At 71.0% G+C, this 19,151-nt stretch carries 15 protein-coding genes, 1 tRNA gene and 1 pseudogene; 6 read left to right on the forward strand and 11 right to left on the reverse strand.

The genetic code is table 11. The features are described 5' to 3' along the window. Nucleotides 1-6 precede the first annotated feature (6 nt). A complete protein-coding gene (locus CCL05_RS44475) occupies nt 7-894 on the forward strand; it encodes a hypothetical protein (protein WP_244204251.1) in 888 nt (295 codons plus the stop codon). An 81-nt stretch (nt 895-975) separates the two neighbouring features. Here the strand turns inward: CCL05_RS44475 and pknB are convergent, their stop codons facing one another. The 6 genes from pknB to CCL05_RS12175 all read right to left on the reverse strand — a co-directional run bounded on the left by pknB (nt 976) and on the right by CCL05_RS12175 (nt 9,186). Further along, nucleotides 976-2,997 carry a Stk1 family PASTA domain-containing Ser/Thr kinase gene (pknB, locus tag CCL05_RS12145; RefSeq protein ID WP_086560514.1) on the reverse strand — a complete coding sequence of 674 codons (2,022 nt, stop codon included), beginning with the start codon at nt 2,995-2,997 and terminating at the stop codon, nt 976-978. Between the two features lie 168 nt (nt 2,998-3,165). Beyond that, nucleotides 3,166-4,641 carry a peptidoglycan D,D-transpeptidase FtsI family protein gene (locus tag CCL05_RS12155; RefSeq protein ID WP_086560515.1) on the reverse strand — a complete coding sequence of 492 codons (1,476 nt, stop codon included), beginning with the start codon at nt 4,639-4,641 and terminating at the stop codon, nt 3,166-3,168. Then, nucleotides 4,638-6,086: an FtsW/RodA/SpoVE family cell cycle protein gene (locus CCL05_RS12160; RefSeq protein ID WP_086560516.1), complete on the reverse strand. Its 1,449-nt coding sequence runs from the start codon at nt 6,084-6,086 to the stop codon at nt 4,638-4,640. The genes CCL05_RS12155 and CCL05_RS12160 overlap by 4 nt, the downstream gene beginning before the upstream one ends. A 27-nt stretch (nt 6,087-6,113) precedes the next feature. Continuing rightward, nucleotides 6,114-7,670, reverse strand: a complete 1,557-nt coding sequence (locus CCL05_RS12165) for a Stp1/IreP family PP2C-type Ser/Thr phosphatase (RefSeq protein ID WP_086560517.1) — start codon at nt 7,668-7,670, stop codon at nt 6,114-6,116. 132 nt (nt 7,671-7,802) lie between these two features. Continuing rightward, nucleotides 7,803-8,312, reverse strand: a complete 510-nt coding sequence (locus CCL05_RS12170; RefSeq protein WP_086560518.1) for an FHA domain-containing protein FhaB/FipA — start codon at nt 8,310-8,312, stop codon at nt 7,803-7,805. Between the two features lie 10 nt (nt 8,313-8,322). Continuing rightward, nucleotides 8,323-9,186, reverse strand: coding sequence for an FhaA domain-containing protein (locus CCL05_RS12175; protein ID WP_086560519.1), 864 nt, complete (start codon nt 9,184-9,186; stop codon nt 8,323-8,325). Nucleotides 9,187-9,660: 474 nt separating this feature from the next. Between CCL05_RS12175 and CCL05_RS12180 the strand changes: the two genes are divergently transcribed. Further along, nucleotides 9,661-9,744 (forward strand) — tRNA-Leu (locus tag CCL05_RS12180). Nucleotides 9,745-9,871: 127 nt separating this feature from the next. Here CCL05_RS12180 and CCL05_RS12185 read toward each other — a convergent pair. The 3 genes from CCL05_RS12185 to CCL05_RS12195 form a co-directional block, all read right to left on the reverse strand. Beyond that, nucleotides 9,872-10,405, reverse strand: coding sequence for a winged helix-turn-helix transcriptional regulator (locus CCL05_RS12185; protein WP_086560520.1), 534 nt, complete (start codon nt 10,403-10,405; stop codon nt 9,872-9,874). Between the two features lie 61 nt (nt 10,406-10,466). After that, nucleotides 10,467-12,905, reverse strand: coding sequence for an FtsX-like permease family protein (locus CCL05_RS12190; RefSeq protein WP_086560521.1), 2,439 nt, complete (start codon nt 12,903-12,905; stop codon nt 10,467-10,469). After that, nucleotides 12,899-13,624, reverse strand: a complete 726-nt coding sequence (locus CCL05_RS12195; protein ID WP_086560522.1) for an ABC transporter ATP-binding protein — start codon at nt 13,622-13,624, stop codon at nt 12,899-12,901. Before CCL05_RS12195 ends, CCL05_RS12190 begins: the two co-directional genes overlap by 7 nt. A gap of 156 nt (nt 13,625-13,780) precedes the next feature. Between CCL05_RS12195 and CCL05_RS12200 the strand changes: the two genes are divergently transcribed. The 4 genes from CCL05_RS12200 to CCL05_RS12215 all read left to right on the forward strand — a co-directional run bounded on the left by CCL05_RS12200 (nt 13,781) and on the right by CCL05_RS12215 (nt 18,011). Beyond that, entirely contained in the window at nt 13,781-15,052 is a 1,272-nt protein-coding gene (locus CCL05_RS12200; protein ID WP_244204252.1) for a sensor histidine kinase, read from the forward strand. After that, on the forward strand, nt 15,042-15,701 hold the full coding sequence (locus CCL05_RS12205; RefSeq protein ID WP_208641460.1) for a response regulator: 660 nt from the start codon (nt 15,042-15,044) through the stop codon (nt 15,699-15,701). The genes CCL05_RS12200 and CCL05_RS12205 overlap by 11 nt, the downstream gene beginning before the upstream one ends. 129 nt (nt 15,702-15,830) lie before the next feature. Beyond that, nucleotides 15,831-16,526: a ScbR family autoregulator-binding transcription factor gene (locus CCL05_RS12210; RefSeq protein ID WP_086560525.1), complete on the forward strand. Its 696-nt coding sequence runs from the start codon at nt 15,831-15,833 to the stop codon at nt 16,524-16,526. A 144-nt stretch (nt 16,527-16,670) separates the two neighbouring features. Then, nucleotides 16,671-18,011 (forward strand): cytochrome P450 family protein, encoded by a 1,341-nt coding sequence (locus CCL05_RS12215; RefSeq protein ID WP_086560526.1) that lies wholly within the window; start codon nt 16,671-16,673, stop codon nt 18,009-18,011. On the opposite strand, the gene CCL05_RS12220 is transcribed toward CCL05_RS12215, so the two are convergent. Further along, the gene (locus tag CCL05_RS12220) at nt 17,956-18,891 is read right to left on the reverse strand and encodes an NAD-dependent epimerase/dehydratase family protein (RefSeq protein WP_086560527.1); all 936 of its coding nucleotides are present in this window, start codon (nt 18,889-18,891) and stop codon (nt 17,956-17,958) included. The genes CCL05_RS12215 and CCL05_RS12220 overlap by 56 nt on opposite strands. Then, nucleotides 18,888-19,151: pseudogene (locus tag CCL05_RS46095) on the reverse strand (AfsA-related hotdog domain-containing protein); the annotation flags it as partial. The gene CCL05_RS12220 and the pseudogene CCL05_RS46095, both read right to left, overlap by 4 nt.

A 19,151-nucleotide genomic window follows, 5' to 3' on the forward strand; every position in this document is an offset into this window, starting at 1 on the left:
AGGCCCTTGCGCATTACCCTGCTGGCCTGCGCCCTGCTGGTCTGCGCCACGGCTTGCGGCGGGAATGAGAGCCGGGTTGAGCGACCGACGCCGGAACCCGCTTCCGTCTCACCGGGCAGTGACGTTGCCGAGGCCTCGTCTTTGGAAGGCTACTTGGAGCTCCCGATCGGCAAGTATGCGTTCACTCCCGATGAGCTCGATTTGATCTCCCGTGCGGAATGGAAGCTCACACGTGACTGCATGCGGGAATACGGGCTCACCTATGAGCTGAAACGCGCCGAGTCGCCTGCAAAATACCAACCCGGGAGTAATCGGCGGTATGGCGTGCTGAATTCCAAGGTTGCCTCGTTGCAGGGCTATCACTTTCCCGAATCGGCGTCTTCTGGGAAGCAGACAGACCTGTCGGAGAAGCAGCTCCTGGCTCTTAACGGTCAGCCGAATCAAACCATCGAGGTGAACGGGCGGAAAGTTCCGGAGGGCGGCTGTCTGGGTCGAGCCAAATCGGATATTCGAGGGAAATATACCTACGCGAAGGGCGCTGAGGTGGCGAGTGCCATCGCTGTCGACAGCTTTACCGAGTCGCTGAAATCCCCTGAAGTCGTGAAGGCTACCCGAGCTTGGTCACGATGCATGAACGACAAAGGTTTCTCGTACGGCACTCCGCTGCAGGCACTCGGGGCGGCCGAGAACTCCGGAAAGGAAATCACAAAGCGCGAGATATCTGTCGCGACCACGGACATCGAATGCAAGGAGCGCACCGGCCTGGTGAAGATATGGAGTGGCCGGGAATCCGACATCCAGAAGTCCCTGATCGAGGAAAACGAGAAGGATCTCGCGCTCCTGGCTGAATCCCATCGAAGGGTCGTCAGTAAGGCGCGCTCGATAACACGATGAAGGGTGCGCTGACACGGCTGGGCCCCGGCGCCCTGTGGAGGGTGCCGGGGCCTGAGCGGGCGAGTCGAGGGGGCAGTCCCGTTATTGGCCGGTGACGCCGCCGAAGATGCCGCCGTTGCCGCCTCCGCCGTTGTTGTTGCCGCCGTTGTTGCCGAAGCCGACGGTCTGGAGGGTGATCGTCGTGTTCGCCGGGTCGTCGACCTCGGTGTTGGCCTGCGGGTCCTGGCCGGAGACGAGGGCGTTGTCGCCCTGGTCGCTGCCGTTCGCGAACTGGATCTTCGTGAAGCCGAGTCCGGCGAGCGTCTGCTTGGCCTGGGCGACCGTCTGGCCGACGAGCTGGGGGACCTTGACCTTCTGCTGCTGCTTCTTCTTGCCGATCTGGATGTTGACCGACGAGTTCGGGTCGACCGACGTGCCGGCCTGTGGCGTGGTCGCGATGACCTTGCCGACCTGGCTGTCGTCGTCCGTCTCCACCTCGGTGCAGTTGCCGACGAGGTTGCTGGCCTGCATCTGCTGCTTGGCCGCGTCACAGTCCCGGCCGAGCACGTCCGGGACGGTGGACTTCGCCGCCTCCTTGGCGATGGTGAGGGTGATGGTGGTGCCCTTCTCCACCTCCTCGCCCAGTTCCGGGTTCTGCTCGAGCACGGTGCCGGGGTCCTCCGTGGACTCCTTCGACTTCGTCTCGACCTCGAACTCGTACTTGTCGTCCTCCAGCTTCGCCTTGGCCTCGTCCAGGGTGTCGCCCACGACGCTCGGTACCGCCACCTTCGGCGCCCCGGTCGACACCACCAGGGAGATGGTGTCGCCCTTCGTGACGTCCGTTCCGGCCTTCGGGTCCTGGTCGCAGATGTTGCCCTTGGTCTGGTTCTCGCAGGGCTTCTTGGAGAAGGTCAGTTTCAGGTCGGCGTTGTCGGCCAGCTTCCGGGCGTTCTGCTGGGTCTCGCCGACGAAGTTGGGTGCGGCGAGTGTGTCGTCGCTCACGCCTCCGTTGCCACTGAACGCCCACCGTCCGATCAGGATCGCTCCGACCAGTACGAGGACGCCCGCCACCACGAGCAGGATCGTCGACGTGTTGGACTTGCGCTGCTGCTGACGGCGCCGGTCGGGGCGGTCGTCGTAGCCGTAGCCGTCGTCGTCCGGGTTCATCGGGGGCAGCATCGACGTGGCGCCCGCGCCGGAGTCCGCGCGCAGGGCCGTCGTCGGCTGGTCGTCGGGGTAGCCGCCGTAACCCACCGAGCCCATCGCGGCCGTGGCCGCGACCGGCTGGCCGTCGAGGCAGGCCTCGATGTCGGCGCGCATCTCGTCGGCCGACTGGTAGCGGTAGTCCGGGTCCTTGACCAGTGCCTTGAGGACGATGGCGTCCATCTCGGGCGTGATCTCGGGGTCGAAGACCGACGGGGCCTGGGCCTCTTCGCGTACGTGCTGGTACGCGACGGCGACCGGGGAGTCGCCGACGAACGGGGGCCGCACCGTCAGGAGTTCGTAGAGGAGACAGCCGGTGGAGTAGAGGTCCGACCGCGCGTCGACCTGCTCGCCCTTCGCCTGTTCCGGCGAGAGGTACTGGGCGGTGCCGATGACGGCTGCCGTCTGCGTCATGGTCATGCCGGAGTCGCCCATGGCACGGGCGATGCCGAAGTCCATCACCTTGACCTGGCCGTTGCGCGTCAGCATGACGTTCGCGGGCTTGATGTCGCGGTGGACGATGCCGTTGCGGTGGGCGTACTCCAGGCCCTGGAGGATGCCGATGGTCATTTCCATGGCGCGCTCGGGCAGGAGCTTGCGGCCGCTGTGGAGCAGTTCGCGGAGCGTCGAGCCGTCTACGTACTCCATGACGATGTACGGGATCGAGACCCCGTCGATGTAGTCCTCGCCCGTGTCGTAGACCGCGACGATCGCGGGATGGTTGAGCGAGGCGGCCGACTGGGCCTCCCGGCGGAACCGGGCCTGGAAGGAAGGGTCACGCGCGAGATCCGCGCGCAGCGTCTTCACCGCCACGGTGCGGCCGAGGCGGGTGTCATGCGCGAGGTAGACCTCCGCCATGCCACCACGCCCGAGCACCTGGCCCAGTTCGTACCGGCCGCCGAGGCGACGCGGCTCTTCCATAGCTACCTACCAGCCCTCTCCGTCGGTCCCGACCGGAAACTTGTACGGTCGGAGGCTGCCGTCCGGGCCTACCGTACCCGGCTCGCTTTGTGTGACCTGGCCAAGCCCGTCAGCCGATACAGGACCGGTATCGCAACGTGCATCGATGTGAAGCAGACGTGAGCGGGGTCACTTCTTGCTGTCGATGACCGCCTCCATCACGTTCCTCGCGATCGGCGCCGCGAGGCCGCCACCGGAGATGTCGTCACGGACGGCGTTGTCGTCCTCGATCACGACCGCCACGGCGACCGGCGAGCTGCCGTCGTCGCCCTTGGCGTACGAGATGAACCACGCGTAGGGGTTCTCGCTGTTGTCGACGCCGTGCTGGGCGGTACCGGTCTTGCCGCCCACCTTGACGCCGGGGATCTTGGCGTTCGTGCCCGTGCCCTTCTCGACCACGGTCTCCATCATCGACTGGAGGATCTGGGCGTTCTCGGCCGACATCGGCTTGCTCATCTCCTCCGGCTCGGTCTTCTCGATGGTGTCGACGTTCGGGGCCTGGAGTTCGTCGACCATGTACGGCTTCATCAGGGTGCCGTGGTTGGCGACGGCCGAGGCGACCATGGCCATCTGCAGCGGGGTGGCCGCGGTGTTGAACTGGCCGATGGAGGACAGCGCGGTCTGCGAGGGGTTCATGTTGTCGGAGAACACCGACGCGCTGGAGCGGACCGGCGTGAACTGCTCCTCGGTGAAGCCGAACTTCTTGGCCTCGGCCAGCATCTTCTCGTTGCCGAGGTCGGAGCCGATCTTGCCGAAGACGGTGTTGCAGGAGTACTGGAGCGCCGCCCGGAGGGTGGCGTTCTCGCAGGGGATGTTCCCCTCGTTCTTCAGCTGGGTCGTGGTGCCCGGCATGGTCCAGGGCAGCGGCGACTTCGTCTTCTGGTCCGCGTCCGTGTACAGCCCGTCCTCCAGGGCGGCGGCCGCGGTGAGGACCTTGAAAGTGGAGCCGGGCGGGTACGTCTCGCGCAGGGCCCGGTTGAGCATCGGGTCGTCCGGGTTGTTCTTCTTGTCCAGCTTCTTCCAGGCCTCGGCGTCCTTGGAGCTGTTGCCGGCGATCGACGACGGGTCGTACGACGGGAAGGACGACAGCGCCAGGATCTTGCCGGTGGACGGCTCCAGAGCCACCACCGCGCCCTTGCCGCCCTGCTTCTTCAGGCCGTTGTAGGCGGCCTTCTGCGCGGCGGCGTTGAGCGTGGTGACGACGTTGCCGCCCTCCTTCTTCTTGCCCGTCAGCATGTCGAGCGTGTTGCGGAAGAAGAGCCGGTCGTCGTTGCCGGAGAGGATGCCGTCCTCGAGGTTCTCCAGCTGGTTGGCGCCGAAGGCCTGTGAGACGAAGCCGGTGACGGGCGCCCACATGGGCCCGTCCTTGTAGGTGCGCTTGTACTTGAAGTCGCCCGACGTGGTCGTCGCGTGCCCGGTGATGGGGTCGCCGCCGACGATGATGTCGCCGCGCGGCGAGGCGTAGCGCTCGATCGAGACGCGGCGGTTCTTGGTATCGGTCCTCAGTTCGTCGGCCTTGACGTACTGAATCCAGTTGTCGCGGATCAGCAGGGCCAGAACGAGCAGGCCGCAGAAGATCGCGATTCGGCGCAGGGGCTTGTTCATGACGGGCGGACCACCTGGGTCATCTCGGCATCGGGGTCGCCGGCTGGAGCGGGAGCCGGGCGGCGGGCGGTGTCGCTGATGCGTAGCAGGATGCCGATCAGGGCCCAGTTGGCGATCACGGAGGAACCGCCGTATGCCACGAACGGCAGCGTCATACCGGTCAGCGGAATGAGGCCCATGACGCCGCCGGCCACGACGAAGACCTGGAGGCCGAAGGCGCCGGACAGGCCGATGGCCAGAAGCTTGCCGAAGGGGTCGCGGGCTGCGAGTGCGGTACGCACACCCCGTTCGACGATCAGGCCGTAGAGCAGCAGGATCGCCATGACGCCAGCGAGACCGAGCTCCTCGCCGAAGGTGGCGAGGATGAAGTCGGAGTTGGCGGCGAAGCCGATCAGGTCGGAGTTGCCCTGTCCGAGGCCGGTGCCGAGCGTGCCGCCGGAGCCGAAGGCCCACAGGGCCTGCATCGCCTGCTCGGAGTGGACGACGCCGTCCTGGATGCCGGAGCGGGAGAGCTTGAACTCGCGGGCCGGGTCGAGCCAGGCCTGCACACGCGTCTGGATGTGCGGCTCGAAGCTCGCCACACTGACGGCGCCGACCGCGGACATCAGCAGACCGAAGACGATCCAGCTGGTCCGCTCGGTGGCGACGTACAGCATGATGACGAACATTCCGAAGAACAGCAGCGACGTACCGAGGTCGGTCTCGAAGACCAGGATGAGGATCGAGATCACCCAGACGACGAGAATCGGACCGAGGTCGCGGCCGCGGGGCAGGTACAGGCCCATGAAGCGGCGGCTGGCCAGGGCCAGGGCATCTCTCTTGACCATGAGATAGCCGGCGAAGAAGACCGCGAGGATGATCTTCGCGAACTCACCGGGCTGGAGCGTGCCGAGGCCGGGGATCTTGATCCAGATCTTGGCGCCGTAGATGTTCGCGCCGAGTCCTGGCACGAGCGGCAGGATCAGCAGGAACAGCGCACCCGCCATCGAGATGTACGTGTAGCGCTGCAGGACACGGTGGTCCTTGAGGAAGACCAGTACGACCGCCAGCAGGGTGACGCCCAGCGCCGAGTACAGCAGCTGGCGCGGTGCGGCATCGGCGTAGTTGCTGAGTCGCTTGGACTGGTCCAGCCGCCAGATGACGACCAGACCGATCCCGTTCAGCAGCGTCGCCAGCGGCAGCATCAGCGGGTCCGCGTACGGCGCGAACTTCCGTACGACGAGATGGCCGACGCCCGCGAGCAGGCCGAGTCCGAGGCCGTAACTCAACAGGCCCGGCGGTACCGAGTCGTTGATGGCCAGGCCGACGTTGGCATAGGCGAACACCGGGATGACGACGGCGAACACCAGCAGTGCCAGCTCGGTGTTGCGTCTGCTCGGTGCGCCGATCGCGCCGATCGTGGACGTGTGGTGCTGCGGCGAGTGCGACGTATTCGTACCGCTCATCGTGTAACAGGGCCTCTCACGGCTTGCCTACTGCTTACCGCACAGCGAGACGACCTTCTGCTCTTCCTCCGAGAGGCTGGGGCCGGGGCTGGGAGTAGGTGCGGTCGTGGACGGGTTCGGGGACTTATCCGGCGCCGACGGCGAGCCCGACGGGTTCGTCGGGTTCGGCGTCGGTGTGGCCTTGGACGTGAAGGAGGCGGGAGTGGTTCCCGTGGTGCCCCCGGCCTCGCCCTCGCCGGTCTTGGCGTTGTTCTCGCTCTCGGCTTCGCGCCGCTGCGCCTCCTTCTTGCACGCGGAGGCCTGCACCGACAGTTCCTGGATCTTCGCCTGGGCGTTCTTCAGCCCGCCCTCGGCGATGGTCGCCTTGACCAGCTTCTGCTGGTAGGGCGGCAGGTACTTGAGTTCGATCTCGGGGTGGTCCTTCTCGACCTCCGACAAGGACACCCAGGCCAGGTCCTGGCTGATGCCCCGGTACAGCGCGACGTGTTCGTCCTCGGCGCCGACGTAGTACTGCGTCTGCGTCCAGCGCCAGCCGCCGTACAGGCCGCCGCCGATGACGGCCAGCGCGAGGACGCCGTAGAAGGATCTCTTCAGCCAGCGGCCCTTCCTGCGGGGCTTGGTGAAGTCGTCGTCGCCGTAGCCCAGGCCGGCCGCCGGGATGTAGCCGGTGGTGTCGCCGGAGCCGGGCGGGCCGAACTCGCCGCCTCCGCCGCCCTGGCCGTGCCCCTGGCGGCCGAGCCCGGAGGCGCGGCCGGCGGGGGTCTGCATGATGCCGTTGTCGTGGTGCTGATGCTGGTTCTCGGCGACGGCGCCGACCACGACGGGGGTGTCGGACAGCTGCCCGGCGAGAGTGTCGCCGGTGTCCAGGTCGAGGACGTCGGCGACGATGACGGTGATGTTGTCCGGGCCGCCGCCACGCAGGGCCAGCTCGATCAGGTTCTGGACGGTCTCCTGGGGGCCCTGGTAGCTGGCGAGGGTGTCCTCCAGGGTCTGGTGGGACACCACGCCGGACAGGCCGTCGGAGCAGATCAGGTAGCGGTCGCCGGCGCGGACCTCGCGGATGGACAGGTCCGGTTCGACGTGGTCGCCGCTGCCGAGCGCGCGCATCAGGAGGGAGCGCTGCGGGTGGGTCGTGGCCTCTTCCTCGGTGATGCGGCCCTCGTCGACCAGGCGCTGCACCCAGGTGTGGTCCTGCGTGATCTGCGTCAGGACGCCGTCGCGGAGGAGGTACGCGCGCGAGTCGCCGACGTGCACCAGGCCGAGGCGCTGGCCGGTCCAGAGCAGGGCGGTGAGGGTGGTGCCCATGCCCTCGAGCTGGGGGTCCTCCTCGACCATCGAGCGCAGCTGGTCGTTGGCGCGCTGTACGGCCGTGCCGAGCGAGGTGAGGATGTCGGAGCCGGGGACGTCGTCGTCGAGCGCGACGATCGTGGAGATGGCCTCGGAGGAGGCGACCTCGCCCGCCGCGGCGCCGCCCATGCCGTCGGCGATGGCGAGCAGGCGCGGGCCGGCGTATCCGGAGTCCTCGTTGCCCTCCCGGATCATCCCCTTGTGCGATCCGGCGGCGAAGCGCAGTGACAGACTCATGCGCACCTCGCCTGTCGGCTCCGGGTACAGCCGGTCGTGTCGAGCCACACTGCCCACCCTCCGGTCGGGAGCGCGCCGGGGCCCGGGGTGGGGCCCGCCACTGCGTGCTCGCTCCGCTCGCTCATTGTCGTACTACTTCCGCAGCTCGATGACGGTCTTGCCGATGCGGATCGGCGCGCCCAGCGCAATCGGTGTGGGAGTCGTCAGCCGGTTCCGGTCCAGGTACGTGCCGTTGGTGGAGCCGAGGTCCTCGACGATCCACTGGCCGTCGCGGTCCGGGTAGATCCTGGCATGGCGGCTGGAGGCGTAGTCGTCGTCCAGCACGATCGTCGAGTCGTGCGCCCGGCCCAGGGTGATGGTCTGGCCCTGGAGCGCGACCGTGGTGCCGGTGAGGGTGCCCTCGGTCACGACCAGCTTGGTGGGAGCGTTACGGCCGCGGCGGCCGCCGCCGGACTGCTGGCGCTGCTGCGGCGGGGCCTGGCGGGCGGCCTGCTGCTGCCGGCCTGCCTCCCGGCGCGCTCCGCGCTGGGTGACGCGCGTACCGAACAGGTCGCTCCGGATGACCTGCACGGCCACGATCACGAACAGCCACAGTACGGCCAGGAAACCCAGCCGCATGACCGTGAGGGTCAGCTCTGACATTGCCCCCGCTTCACCCTTCGGCTTGCCGGTAAATGATGGTGGTGCTGCCCACGACGATCCGCGAGCCGTCGCGGAGCGTAGCGCGGGTGGTGTGCTGCCCGTCCACCACGATGCCGTTGGTGGATCCGAGATCCTGGATCGTCGAGGGCGTTCCGGTCCGGATCTCGCAGTGCCGGCGGGAGACGCCGGGGTCGTCGATCCGCACGTCGGCGTCGGTGCTGCGGCCCAGCACCAGCGTCGGGCGGGAGATCTGATGGCGGGTGCCGTTGATCTCGATCCAGTGGCGCGTGCGTCCGCCGGCGGGCGGGGCGGCCGGGGGCCGCTGTGCGCTCGCGGCCGGCGGGTAGCCGTACCCGCCGGGGCGGCCGCCGGGCGGCGGCGCGGCCGGCATGGGCGGGGCGCCCGCGGGCGCGGCGGCCGGCGGGTAGCCGTAGCCGCCGGGACGTCCGGCGGGCGGGGCGGCGGGTGCGGCGGCGCCTGACGGGCCCTGCTGGTTGCTGGAGGAGGCGAGCGTACGGCTGCGCACCCGGTACAGACCGGTGTCCAGGTCGTCGGCCTTCTCCAGGTGCACCTTGATCGGGCCCATGAAGGTGTAGCGCTGCTGCTTGGCGTAGTCGCGCACCATGCCGGCGAGCTCGTCGCCGAGCTGGCCGGAGTAGGGGCTGAGCCGCTCGAAGTCCGGCGTGCTCAGCTCCACGATGAAGTCGTTGGGCACGACCGTCCGGTCGCGGTTCCAGATGGTGGCGTTGTTGTCGCACTCGCGCTGGAGCGCGCCGGCGATCTCCACGGGCTGGACCTCGGACTTGAACACCTTGGCGAAGGTGCCGTTGACCAGACCTTCGAGACGCTGCTCGAACTTCTTCAGGACTCCCATGGGGCACCTCCTCCGTCGCTGCCGTCCTGTGTACTGCCCTGCGGGCCGCTTGCCTGGTACTGCTTACTGATCGTATCCACGCGCCGCTCGATCGGCTGGTTCCCCCTGTCAGCACGGCCGACGGGTGTCGACGCATGACGAAGTTCCCTGTGGAGCTCTCCTTCGAACTCCTCCGGTGCTACGGCTGCCGCGCAACCGCTCTCCCGGACTCCTGACAAGGATCGTAGAGGCGGCTGAAGACCAGTGTCCCGCACCGGGCTGTGGACCCCTACCGCCTCCTGGGGAGACGGGGGGTACCGGTACGAGGTTGATACGTGCAGCGACACGCGTTGATACGTGGCCAGGGCACCGAAGGTTCGGAGGCGGGTCTGCCTGCGGAAGAACGGATGTGAATCCACCCCGCCCCGCGTGCTAATGTTCTGGGTGTCGGAAGGCGCCGGGCCCCCTGGGGCAGGAGCCCACGACACACCCAATGCGCGGGTGGCGGAATAGGCAGACGCGCTGGATTCAGGTTCCAGTGCCCGCAAGGGCGTGGGGGTTCAACTCCCCCCTCGCGCACCGTCGAAAAAGGGCGGCATCGTTCAGATGCCGCCCTTTTTCGTGCCTCCTCGCGTCCGAGGATGTGAGGGTTGTCTCGCGGGCCCAGGGGTTGCGCGTGTGAGGAAGCTCTCAGGCCTCGTTGTGCTCAGGCCCGGTCGGCCCGGGCGTCCCCCAGGGATCGGCCGGGGGCGAAGCGTTCGCGTATGGCGGGGTCGTCGAGGAGGCGGGCCGGGTAGCCGGGGCCCGTGCGGGCGGCCGTGTCCTCGTGGCGCAGCGGCTCGCCGCAGGAGGAGCAGACGACCCGGGCCTCGGTGTCGTGGTCGCACGGTGTGTGACGCAGGACGACCGGGGCGCCCTCGTCGCCGGCCAGCCAGCGGTCGCCCCAGGCGTTGATCGCGGCGAGTACGCCGAAGAAGTCGCGGCCCTTGTCCGTCAGCAGGTACGCGTGGCGGACCGGGTCGCTCTGGTAGGCCTGCCGCCGCAGCAGGCCCTCGGACTCCAGGCGGCGCAGCCGGTCGGTGAGGGTGTTGCGGGCGATGCCGAGCGAGCCGATGAAGCCGTCGAAGCGGGATTCGCCGTAGAAGACCTCGCGCAGCACCAGCAGGCTCCAGGCGTCGCCGAGGATGTCGGCGGTGCGGGCTATGGAGCAGGGCCAGGTGCCGAACGAGGTCCGTTTCACGGCTGCCAGATTATCGGGTTCGTCATCGGATGGACCCGGCCTCGGGGCGTCCGTGTACCTGTCACTCCCGTACACCCGCCAGTTCCGCCGGGCGGCGGCGCAGGGCGAGGGTGGCCGGGGTGAGCGCGGAGGTCACGGCGAGGAGGGCGCAGACGGCCGTCGTCGTGCCGAAGGCCTGCCAGGGGAGCTCGATCGTGACCGGGGCCGACAGCAGGGCGAGGGCGCCCGCCATGCCGGCCAGGTTGACGGCGGCGACCAGGAGGCCGAGGAGGGCGCCGGCCGCCACGACCGTCAGGGCCTCGGCGCCGGTCAGCCGCAGGACCTGCCACCGGGTGGCGCCGGCCAGCCGCAGTACGGCCAGGTCGCGGGCCCGGTCCGACGTCGCCATGACCATGGTGTTGGCCACGGAGATGCCCGTGTAGAGAAGGGCGATGCCGAGGACCAGTAGGAGGCCGAGGCGGGTGGTGCGGTTCGTCTCGGGGTGGGTGGCCCGGATCCAGGCGTCGCGGGTGAGGACCTGGCCGTTCCCGGTGCCGAGTGCCTGGTGGAGGGCGGCGGCGACGGTTTTCGGGTCCGCGCCGGCGGTCAGGGCCACGTCGATCCGGTCGACCGTGGCGCCCGGGGCGTTGCGCGGGGTGACGTAGACGCCGTTGTCGCCGGTGCCGGTGGGCATCACCGCGGCGATCCGCAGGGTGCGCGGTGTTCCGTCACCGAGCCAGATCCGGACGCGGTCGCCCACCCGGTGCCGCTGCCACTCCTCGTTGACGATGATCGAGTCGTCGTCGAGGTCGTCCACCGCTCCGGCGGCCAGGGGCAGGCGGGTGGTGGCCGCGAGGGGGCCGGGGGCGGCGGCGCGGGCCTCGGAGCGGATGAGGGCCACGCCGTCCTCCAGGACGTGGACGGCCGTCGAGGACGTCGGTGACATCGCGGTGCCCGGGACGGCGCGCAGTCGGCGCAGGGCGGCCGCGTCGAAGCCGGTGCCGGCCGGCGGGGTCACGACGAAGGCGGCGGTGGTGCGCTCGCTCGTCTCGGCGGCCTGCGCCCGGTTCAGGGTCGTGGTGGCGCCGAGGAGGGAGCCCGCGAGGGCGACGGTGACCAGGACGGGGGCCGCGAGCGCGGCGGTGCGGCGCATCCCGGCGGCGGTGTTCTCGCGCACGAGCAGGGCGCAGGAGCCCGGGAGCCAGGTCAGCAGCCGGGTCAGGGGGCCCAGCACGAGCGGGGAGAGCAGGGCGGCCGCGGTGATCAGCAGCATCGGGCGGCTGACGTAGGTCTTGCGGTGCAGCAGGTCGGCCGGGTCGCCGGCCAGGGACAGGCCCAGGGTCACCGCGGCCGCCAGCAGCAGGGCCGTGCCGGACAGCAGGCGGCCCCGGGTGATCGTCCCGCTCTCGGCTGCGGCCTCGCGCAGCGCCTCGGTGGGGCCGGTGCGGCCGGCCCGCCAGGACGCCGCGGTCGCTCCGCACAGCGCGACGAGCAGGCCGGTCCAGAAGGCCGCGTGGTACGGCCAGGTGTGGTCGCCGATGGTGAACCAGGCCGGGGCGAGATCGTTGCCGACGACCCAGGCCGCGAGGCGCGGCGCCGCGCGGGAGCCGAGGGCGCATCCGGCGGCCGAGGCGAGCGTGCCGACGGCCAGGGCTTCGACGAGGACGGTCCGGCGGATCTGGCCCGGGGTGGCCCCGGCGGTGCGCAGCAGGGCGAACTCCCGGCGCCGCTGGGCGACCGCGAAGGCGAAGGTCGACGCCACGACGAAGACCGACACGAAGGCGGTGACGCCGCCGGCGGTGCCGAACAGGGAGTTCATCGCGGTGAGCGCCTCGCCGTCCCGGCCGGGGTCGGCGTCGGCGAGGCGGCGCGATGCCCCGGTGAGGACCTGGGCGCTGTCGCCCACCGCCTCCCGCACGGCTGCCGGATCGGCCGCGACGGCCACCTGGGTGACCGCGGGCGCGAGTCGGGCCGCGCGGGCGTCGGTGAAGAACACGGCGTTCTCGAAGCCGCGCGAGGTGAGCGTGCCGACGACGCGTACCGGGCCCCGGTCGGTGTCGAGGCGTTGGCCGGGGCGTGTCCAGTCGCCGGTGACGGCGACCTCACCGGCGGTGCGGGGGGCTCGGCCGGTGGCGAGGTCGTAGGGGGCGAACGCGGCGGTGGACCAGGGATGGCCTACCAGGTCGGCCGGGGCGCCCGTGGCGTGGACGGCGAAGGACCTGTCCGCCACGACCGGGCCCAGCTTCCGCAACTCGGCGACGGTCGTGGCGGGCAGTGGGCGCGGGTGGGCGAGGCGGGAGACGCGGTCGCCTGCCGGGGTCGGCACGCGCAGGGTGTCCTGGGCCTTGACCACGACCGGCGCCGCCGCGAAGCGTTCGGGGGCGCGCTGCGGGGCGGCGGCCGACGAGGCCAGGGCCAGGCCCGTCACGGTCAGCAGTGCCACGCCCAGCGACAGCGTGACGAAGCTGCCGGTGAAGGTGGCCCAGCGGGTGCGCAGGGTGCGCAGGGCGACGCTCAGCACGGCACGGCCTCCAGGCGGGTCATGCGCGCGGCGACGGTGTCGGCGCTCGGAGCGGTCAACTCCCCGTGGACGCGCCCGTCGACGAGGAAGACCACGCGGTCCGCGTACGCGGCGGCCACCGGGTCGTGCGTGACCATGACGACCGTCTGGCCCTCGCGGTCGACCATGCCGCGCAGCAGCCCGAGCACCTCGCGGCCGGTCCGGGTGTCCAGGGCGCCGGTCGGTTCGTCGGCGAACAGCACGTCGGGGCGGGTGATCAACGCCCGGGCCAGGGCGACGCGTTGCTGCTGGCCGCCGGAGAGCCGGGACGGTCTGTGCCGGGCTCGTTCGGCCAGGCCGACCTGCTGGAGCGCCTGGCGCACGCGGGCCTTCGGGACGCGCCGGCCGGCCAGCCGCAGGGGCAGGGCGACGTTCTGCTCGGCGGTCAGCGAGGACAGCAGGTTGAACGCCTGGAAGACGAACCCGACGCGCTCGCGGCGCAGCAGGGTCAGCCGGCGCTCGCTCAGCCCGGCCAGTTCGGTGCCGGCGAGGGTGACCGAGCCGGAGGTGGGCCGGTCCAGGCCGGCGGCACACTGGAGCAGCGTCGACTTGCCGGAGCCGGAGGGGCCCATGACGGCGGTGAAGGTCCCGGCCGGGAAGGCCAGACAGACCTCGTCGAGTGCGGTCAAGGGTCCGTATGCCCTGGTGACGGAGTCCAGCCGGATGGCGTCGGGTGTCATGGGTTCCCCCTGGTGTCGGTGTCGCTTCCACGAAACCGGGCGGGGGCGGTCCGGCGCAGTGCGGCGGGGCCTAGACCTGGGGTAGGGCCAGGCATAGCCTCCGGTCTCCGTCTGGGCCCATGGCCGGGGCCCCGGCCCGCTTCTACGGTGATCCCCATGCATCCTCGGAACGTGTGGCAGGCCATGTCCCGCCCCGGCTATCTGCTGCGGGCGTGGCCGTGGCGGTCGGCCGCATACCTGCTCACCGGCGCGGTGACCGGTGCCGTCGTGCTCGTGGGGTTCGTGGTCTCGGTGGCGGCCGGCGGGGTGCTCGCCCTGGCGCTGGTGGGGCTGCCTGTGCTGCTGGGGACGGCCCTGGCGGGCATTCCGGTGGCGGCTCTGGAGCGGTTCCGGCTGCGGCTGGTCGACGCGGAGCCGGCGCCCGATACGCACGAGGCGCCCGGGGAGCCGGGGCTGCGGGCCTGGCTGACGACCCGGTTGCGGGAGCGGGCCACCTGGCGGGAGCTCGGCCATGCCCTGCTGTTCGCGGGGCTGTTGTGGCCGGTCGACGCTCTCGCGGTCACCGCCTTCCTGCTGGGGCCGCTCTCCGTGGTGGCGACTCCGGTGCTCGTGGCCGTCTCCGGAGAGGCGAAGGTGCTCAAGGTGTGGCTGGTCACCACCTGGCCGGCTGCCGTCGGGTTCGCCGTCCTCGGACTGCTCCTGCTCGCCCTGGGCGCCTACCTGCTGGGTGTCGCCGCCGGTGCGCGGGCCGGGCTGGCCCGGCTGCTGATCGCCCCGCGCGAGGCCGACCTGGGGGTCAGGGTGGTCGAACTGGCCCGGTCCCGGGTGCGGTTGGTGGACGCCTTCGAGGCGGAACGGCGGCGGATCGAGCGCGATCTGCACGACGGGGCGCAGCAGCGGCTCGTCGCCCTGACGATGACGCTCGGCCTGGCCCGGCTGGACGCCCCGCCCGGACCGCTGGCCGACCAGCTCGCCAAGGCCCATGAGCAGGCGGGCACGGCCCTCGCGGAGTTGCGCGAGCTCATCCACGGCATCCACCCCAAGGTCCTCGCCGACTACGGCCTCGAAGCCGCCGTCGCCGACGCCGCCGACCGCTCGGCCGTGCCCGTGGACGTCGCCCTGGAGCTGCCCGGGCGGCTCTCCCAGGCCGTCGAGGCCGCCGCGTACTTCGTGGTGTGCGAGGCGCTCGCCAACGTGGGCCGGCACAGCGGGGCGAGCCGGGCGGAGGTGAGCGGCGGGCACCGCGACGGCCGGCTGGTCCTGCGGATCCGCGACGACGGGCGCGGCGGTGCGCGGGCCGGGGAGGGCAGCGGGCTGACCGGACTCGCCGACCGGGTGTCGGTGCTCGATGGCAGACTCTCCCTGTCCAGTCCGCCCGGCGGACCGACCCTGCTGCGTGTGGAGATCCCTTGTGGCCCTGCGAGTTGAGCGACCGCTGCGGGTGGTCCTGGCCGAGGACAGCGTGCTGCTGCGGGACGGGCTCGTCGGGCTGCTCGGCCGCTGCGGACACGAGGTCGTCGCGGCCGTGGGGGACGCCGGGGCACTGATCGCCGCGGTCGGGGAGCTCGCCCCCGACGTGGTGGTGACGGACGTGCGGATGCCGCCCGGCTTCCAGGACGAGGGCCTGCACGCGGCCGTACGGCTGCGCCAGGAGCGGCCCACGCTGCCCGTCCTGGTCCTCAGCCAGTACGTGCAGCGCAGCTACGCCGCCGAGCTGCTGGACTCCGGTGACGGCACGGGCGTCGGCTATCTGCTCAAGGACCGCGTCGGCCAGGTCGAGGAGTTCGTCGAGGCGCTCGGCGAGGTGGCCGACGGCGGCACGGTCGTCGACCCCGAGGTCGTACGGCAGTTGCTGCGCCGCCGCCGCGACCCGCTGGAGCGGCTCACCCCGCGTGAGCGGGAGGTGCTGGCGCTGATCGCGGAGGGCAGGTCCAACAGCTCGATCGCGCGCGAACTGGTCGTCTCCGAGGCGGCCGTCGGCAAGCACATCTCCGGCATCCTCACCAAGCTGGACCTGCCCCCGGCGGACGAGACCCATCGCCGGGTGCTGGCCGTGCTGGCGTATCTGCGGGCGTAGGGGCGCATCGCGCCGGTGCAGGAGGGGTGGGACGGCTGGACCATGGCATCCGGCTCATCGGCGCGTTGTGGAAAAACCAGCGAGTTGGTTTCATTGCGTCGCCATCAGAGCCCTCCACAGGAGCCAGGGGTGACCAAACAGGACCGGGCCGTCCGGACCCGTCACGCGCTGATCCGGTCGGCGGCCGAGCAGTTCGAGGCGCGGGGATACGTCCGGGCCAGCCTCGCGGAGATCAGCGCGGGAGCCGGCGTCAGCTCCGGGGCGCTGCACTTCCACTTCGCGAACAAGGCCGCCGTGGCCGAAGCCGTCGAGCACGCGGCCGCCCGCGCCCTGCGCGAGATCGCGGCCCGGGGCCGCCGCGGCGACGGGTGCGCTCTCCAGCGCCTCGTGGACGTCACGCACCACGTCGCCCGGCTGCTGTGTGCCGATGTCGTGGTGCGTGCGGGGCTGCGGCTCAACGCCGAGGCGGTCGCCGGGCGGGTGCGTGACCTGCGCCGGGAGTGGCGGGAGTGCGTGCACGCGCTGCTGGCCGAGGCCGAGCGCAGGGGCGAACTCGCCGCCGGGATGCCCTCGCACCGCTCCAGCGCCGTCGTCCTCGCCGCCACGACCGGCATCGAGGTGCTGGCCCGGGAGGACCCCGGCTGGCTCACCCGCCCCTCGCTGGCCGACCTGTGGCACCTGCTGCTGCCGTGCGTGGCCGCACCGCACCTGGCCGGTGCCCTGGACCCGGCCGGGACCGAGCCGGACCCCGGCAGGGAGGCGGAGGGGAAGGAGACCGACGGGGCGTTGGAGGAGCCGGGCCGGGCGGGGCTCGCCCTGCGCTAGCGGGGCGTCCCGGTCGGTGCCGTGCCGGACTTCCCCTGGCCGACAGTGGGTGAAGTGGTGGCCAAAACAAACCGGATGCCAAGTTTTTTCGTCACGTAGATCGCACGATGGTTCCCCAGCCTCTGGACCAAGGAGCGATGAGTCATGGCACAGCACGCCTGCCCCTTCCTGGCGATCGACCCGTCCGGCCAGGATCTCTACGGCGAGATATCCCGGATCCGCGCCCAGGGGCCGGCCGTGGAGGTGGAACTCCCGGGCGGCGTACGGGCGTGGTGGATCAACGGCCTGGAGCTGAACAAGCGGCTCCTGGCCGGCCCCGAGACGAGCAAGGACGCCTTCCAGCACTGGCCGGCCTGGATCAACGGGGACATCTCCCGCACCTGGCCGCTCGCGATCTGGGTGTCGGTGCGCAACATGGTCACGGCCTACGGCGCCGACCACAGCCGGCTGCGCAAACCGATGGCCGCCGCCTTCACCAAGCGCCGCGTCGACGCGCTGCTGCCGCGCGTCCAGGAGATCGTCGACCAGGCGCTGGACGACCTGGAGCGGACCCCCGAGGGCGAAGTCGTCGATCTGCGGGCGGCGTTCGCGGCGCCGATCCCGCACGAGGTGGTGTGCGAACTCTTCGGCGTACCGCCGGGTGAGAACGGTCCGCGGGGTGCCCTCTACCGCATCATCAGCCGCTTCTTCGACACGGCGATCACCCTGGAGGATGCCCAGGCCAACGGAGTCGAGCTGTACGGCACGCTGACCGCGTTCCTCCAGTACAAGCGCGAGCACCCGGCCGACGACCTGACGACGGCCCTGATGGCCGCGCACGACGAAGGCAGCCTCAGCGAACAGGAGTTGATGGACAACCTGATCCTGCTGCTGACCGCGGGCTTCGAGACGACCGTCAACCTCATCGACAACACCGTGCACAGCCTGCTCGCCCACCCCGAGCAGCTCGCACTCGTCCGCTCCGGGCAGGTGACCTGGGAGGACGCCATCGAGGAGTCGCTGCGTTTCGAGGCGCCCGGCGCCATGTCGGGGCTGCGCTACGCCGTCGAGGAGATCGAGATCGAGCCGGGCCTGACGATTCCGAAGGGCGATCCGGTCGTGGTCTCGTTCGCCGGTGCCGGGCGCGATCCCGAGCGGCACGGCCCGGACGCCGAGCTGTTCGACGTCACCCGGTCCACCAGCCGCGACCACGTCTCCTTCGGCCACGGCGTGCACCACTGCCTGGGCCGGCCCCTGGCCATGGCCGAGGCGACGGTGGCCCTGACCTCGCTGTTCGACCGGTTCCCGCGGCTGGCCCTGGCCGATCCGTCAAGGCCTCCGCGGCGGCTGCGGTCCATCATCTCCACCGGACACCAGGAGCTGCCCGTGCTGCTGCACGGCCGCGATCCCGGTGCGCAGGCGGGTCCGCGTCCTGAGGAGGCGGAGGCGATCAGAAAGCTTTCCGGCCTTGGAGGAACGAGCGGTACCAGGGTGCCGCGCGCCTGAACCCGGCCGCGAACCCGTCACCGGGGGAGCAGTCGAGGTCCTTCCAGAAGGCGTCGTCCACGAACCAGTGGTCGACCGTGAGCATGCCGAGGTGATGGAGGGCGAGCGGCTTCCCGGCGGCCCGGTCCAGGGCGGTGGCGACGTCCACCGCCGCACCGCCGCCGGGCTCCGCCGACAGTGCGCGCACGGCCCCGAGCAGGTCCGGGACCGCCACCGGCTCCGGGTGGTTGACGTGGTGCACACCGCCGTCGTGCGCCGAGGACAGGGCCGCGGCCACCACCGCACGGCCCAGCGTGTCGACGTCGATCATCGACTGGAGCGCCTCGCAGCCGGTGAGGGCCGTCGCGGACAACTCGCCCAGCAGCCACACCAGTCCGGGGACGACCCACCGGTCGCCCTCGCCGTACACGAGGTGCGGGCGCAGCACCAGACCGCCCGCGTCGAGGACGTGCCGTTCGGCGGCGGCCCGGGTGCGGCTGGTGGCCGACGCGGGCGCGATCGGCACCTCCCCGGGCCGCACACCCCGGAAGGGGCCGCGGCCGTACACGGCGGCCGTGCTCACGTACACGATCCGGCGCACCCCGGCGCGCACGGCCTCCTCGACCAGGGCCCGCGTGCCCAGGTCGTTGACGGCCTCGACGGTCCCTGCGTCGCCGTCGATCCGCGTGGCGCAGTGCACCAGGACGTCGGCGCCCGCGCAGACGCCGCGCAGGGAGGGCGGGTCGCCGAGGTCGCCGCGGACGAACTCGCCGGGGCCGGCTTCCGGTGGCGTACGGCGTGACAAGGTCCGTACGCGGACGCCGGGTTGCCGGTGCGCGGCGGCGGCGACCCTGCTGCCGACGAAGCCGCTCGCGCCCGTGATCAGAAAGCCGGTTGTCACGACAGGGACCGTACCCGGGCCGGCTGCGCGCAGGTCAGCGTGGCGCTGAAGACGGACTCGCCGTCCTGCCGCCCCGAGACCCGTACGGTCGTGTCCCCCGGGTCCTGCGGATGCCGCGGATCCTCGTCGAGCACTTCCGTCTCGATCCAGCACGGGCTGTGCAGCTCGGCGTACCGGGAGAATTCCGCCGTCATCGAGCGGGGCAGGAAGGGGTGCCGGCCGGTCGCGGCGGTCGCCGCCTGGCGGGCCGCCTCGAACAG

Source organism: Streptomyces africanus, from assembly GCF_002150735.1.
Taxonomy (GTDB): domain Bacteria; phylum Actinomycetota; class Actinomycetes; order Streptomycetales; family Streptomycetaceae; genus Streptomyces; species Streptomyces africanus.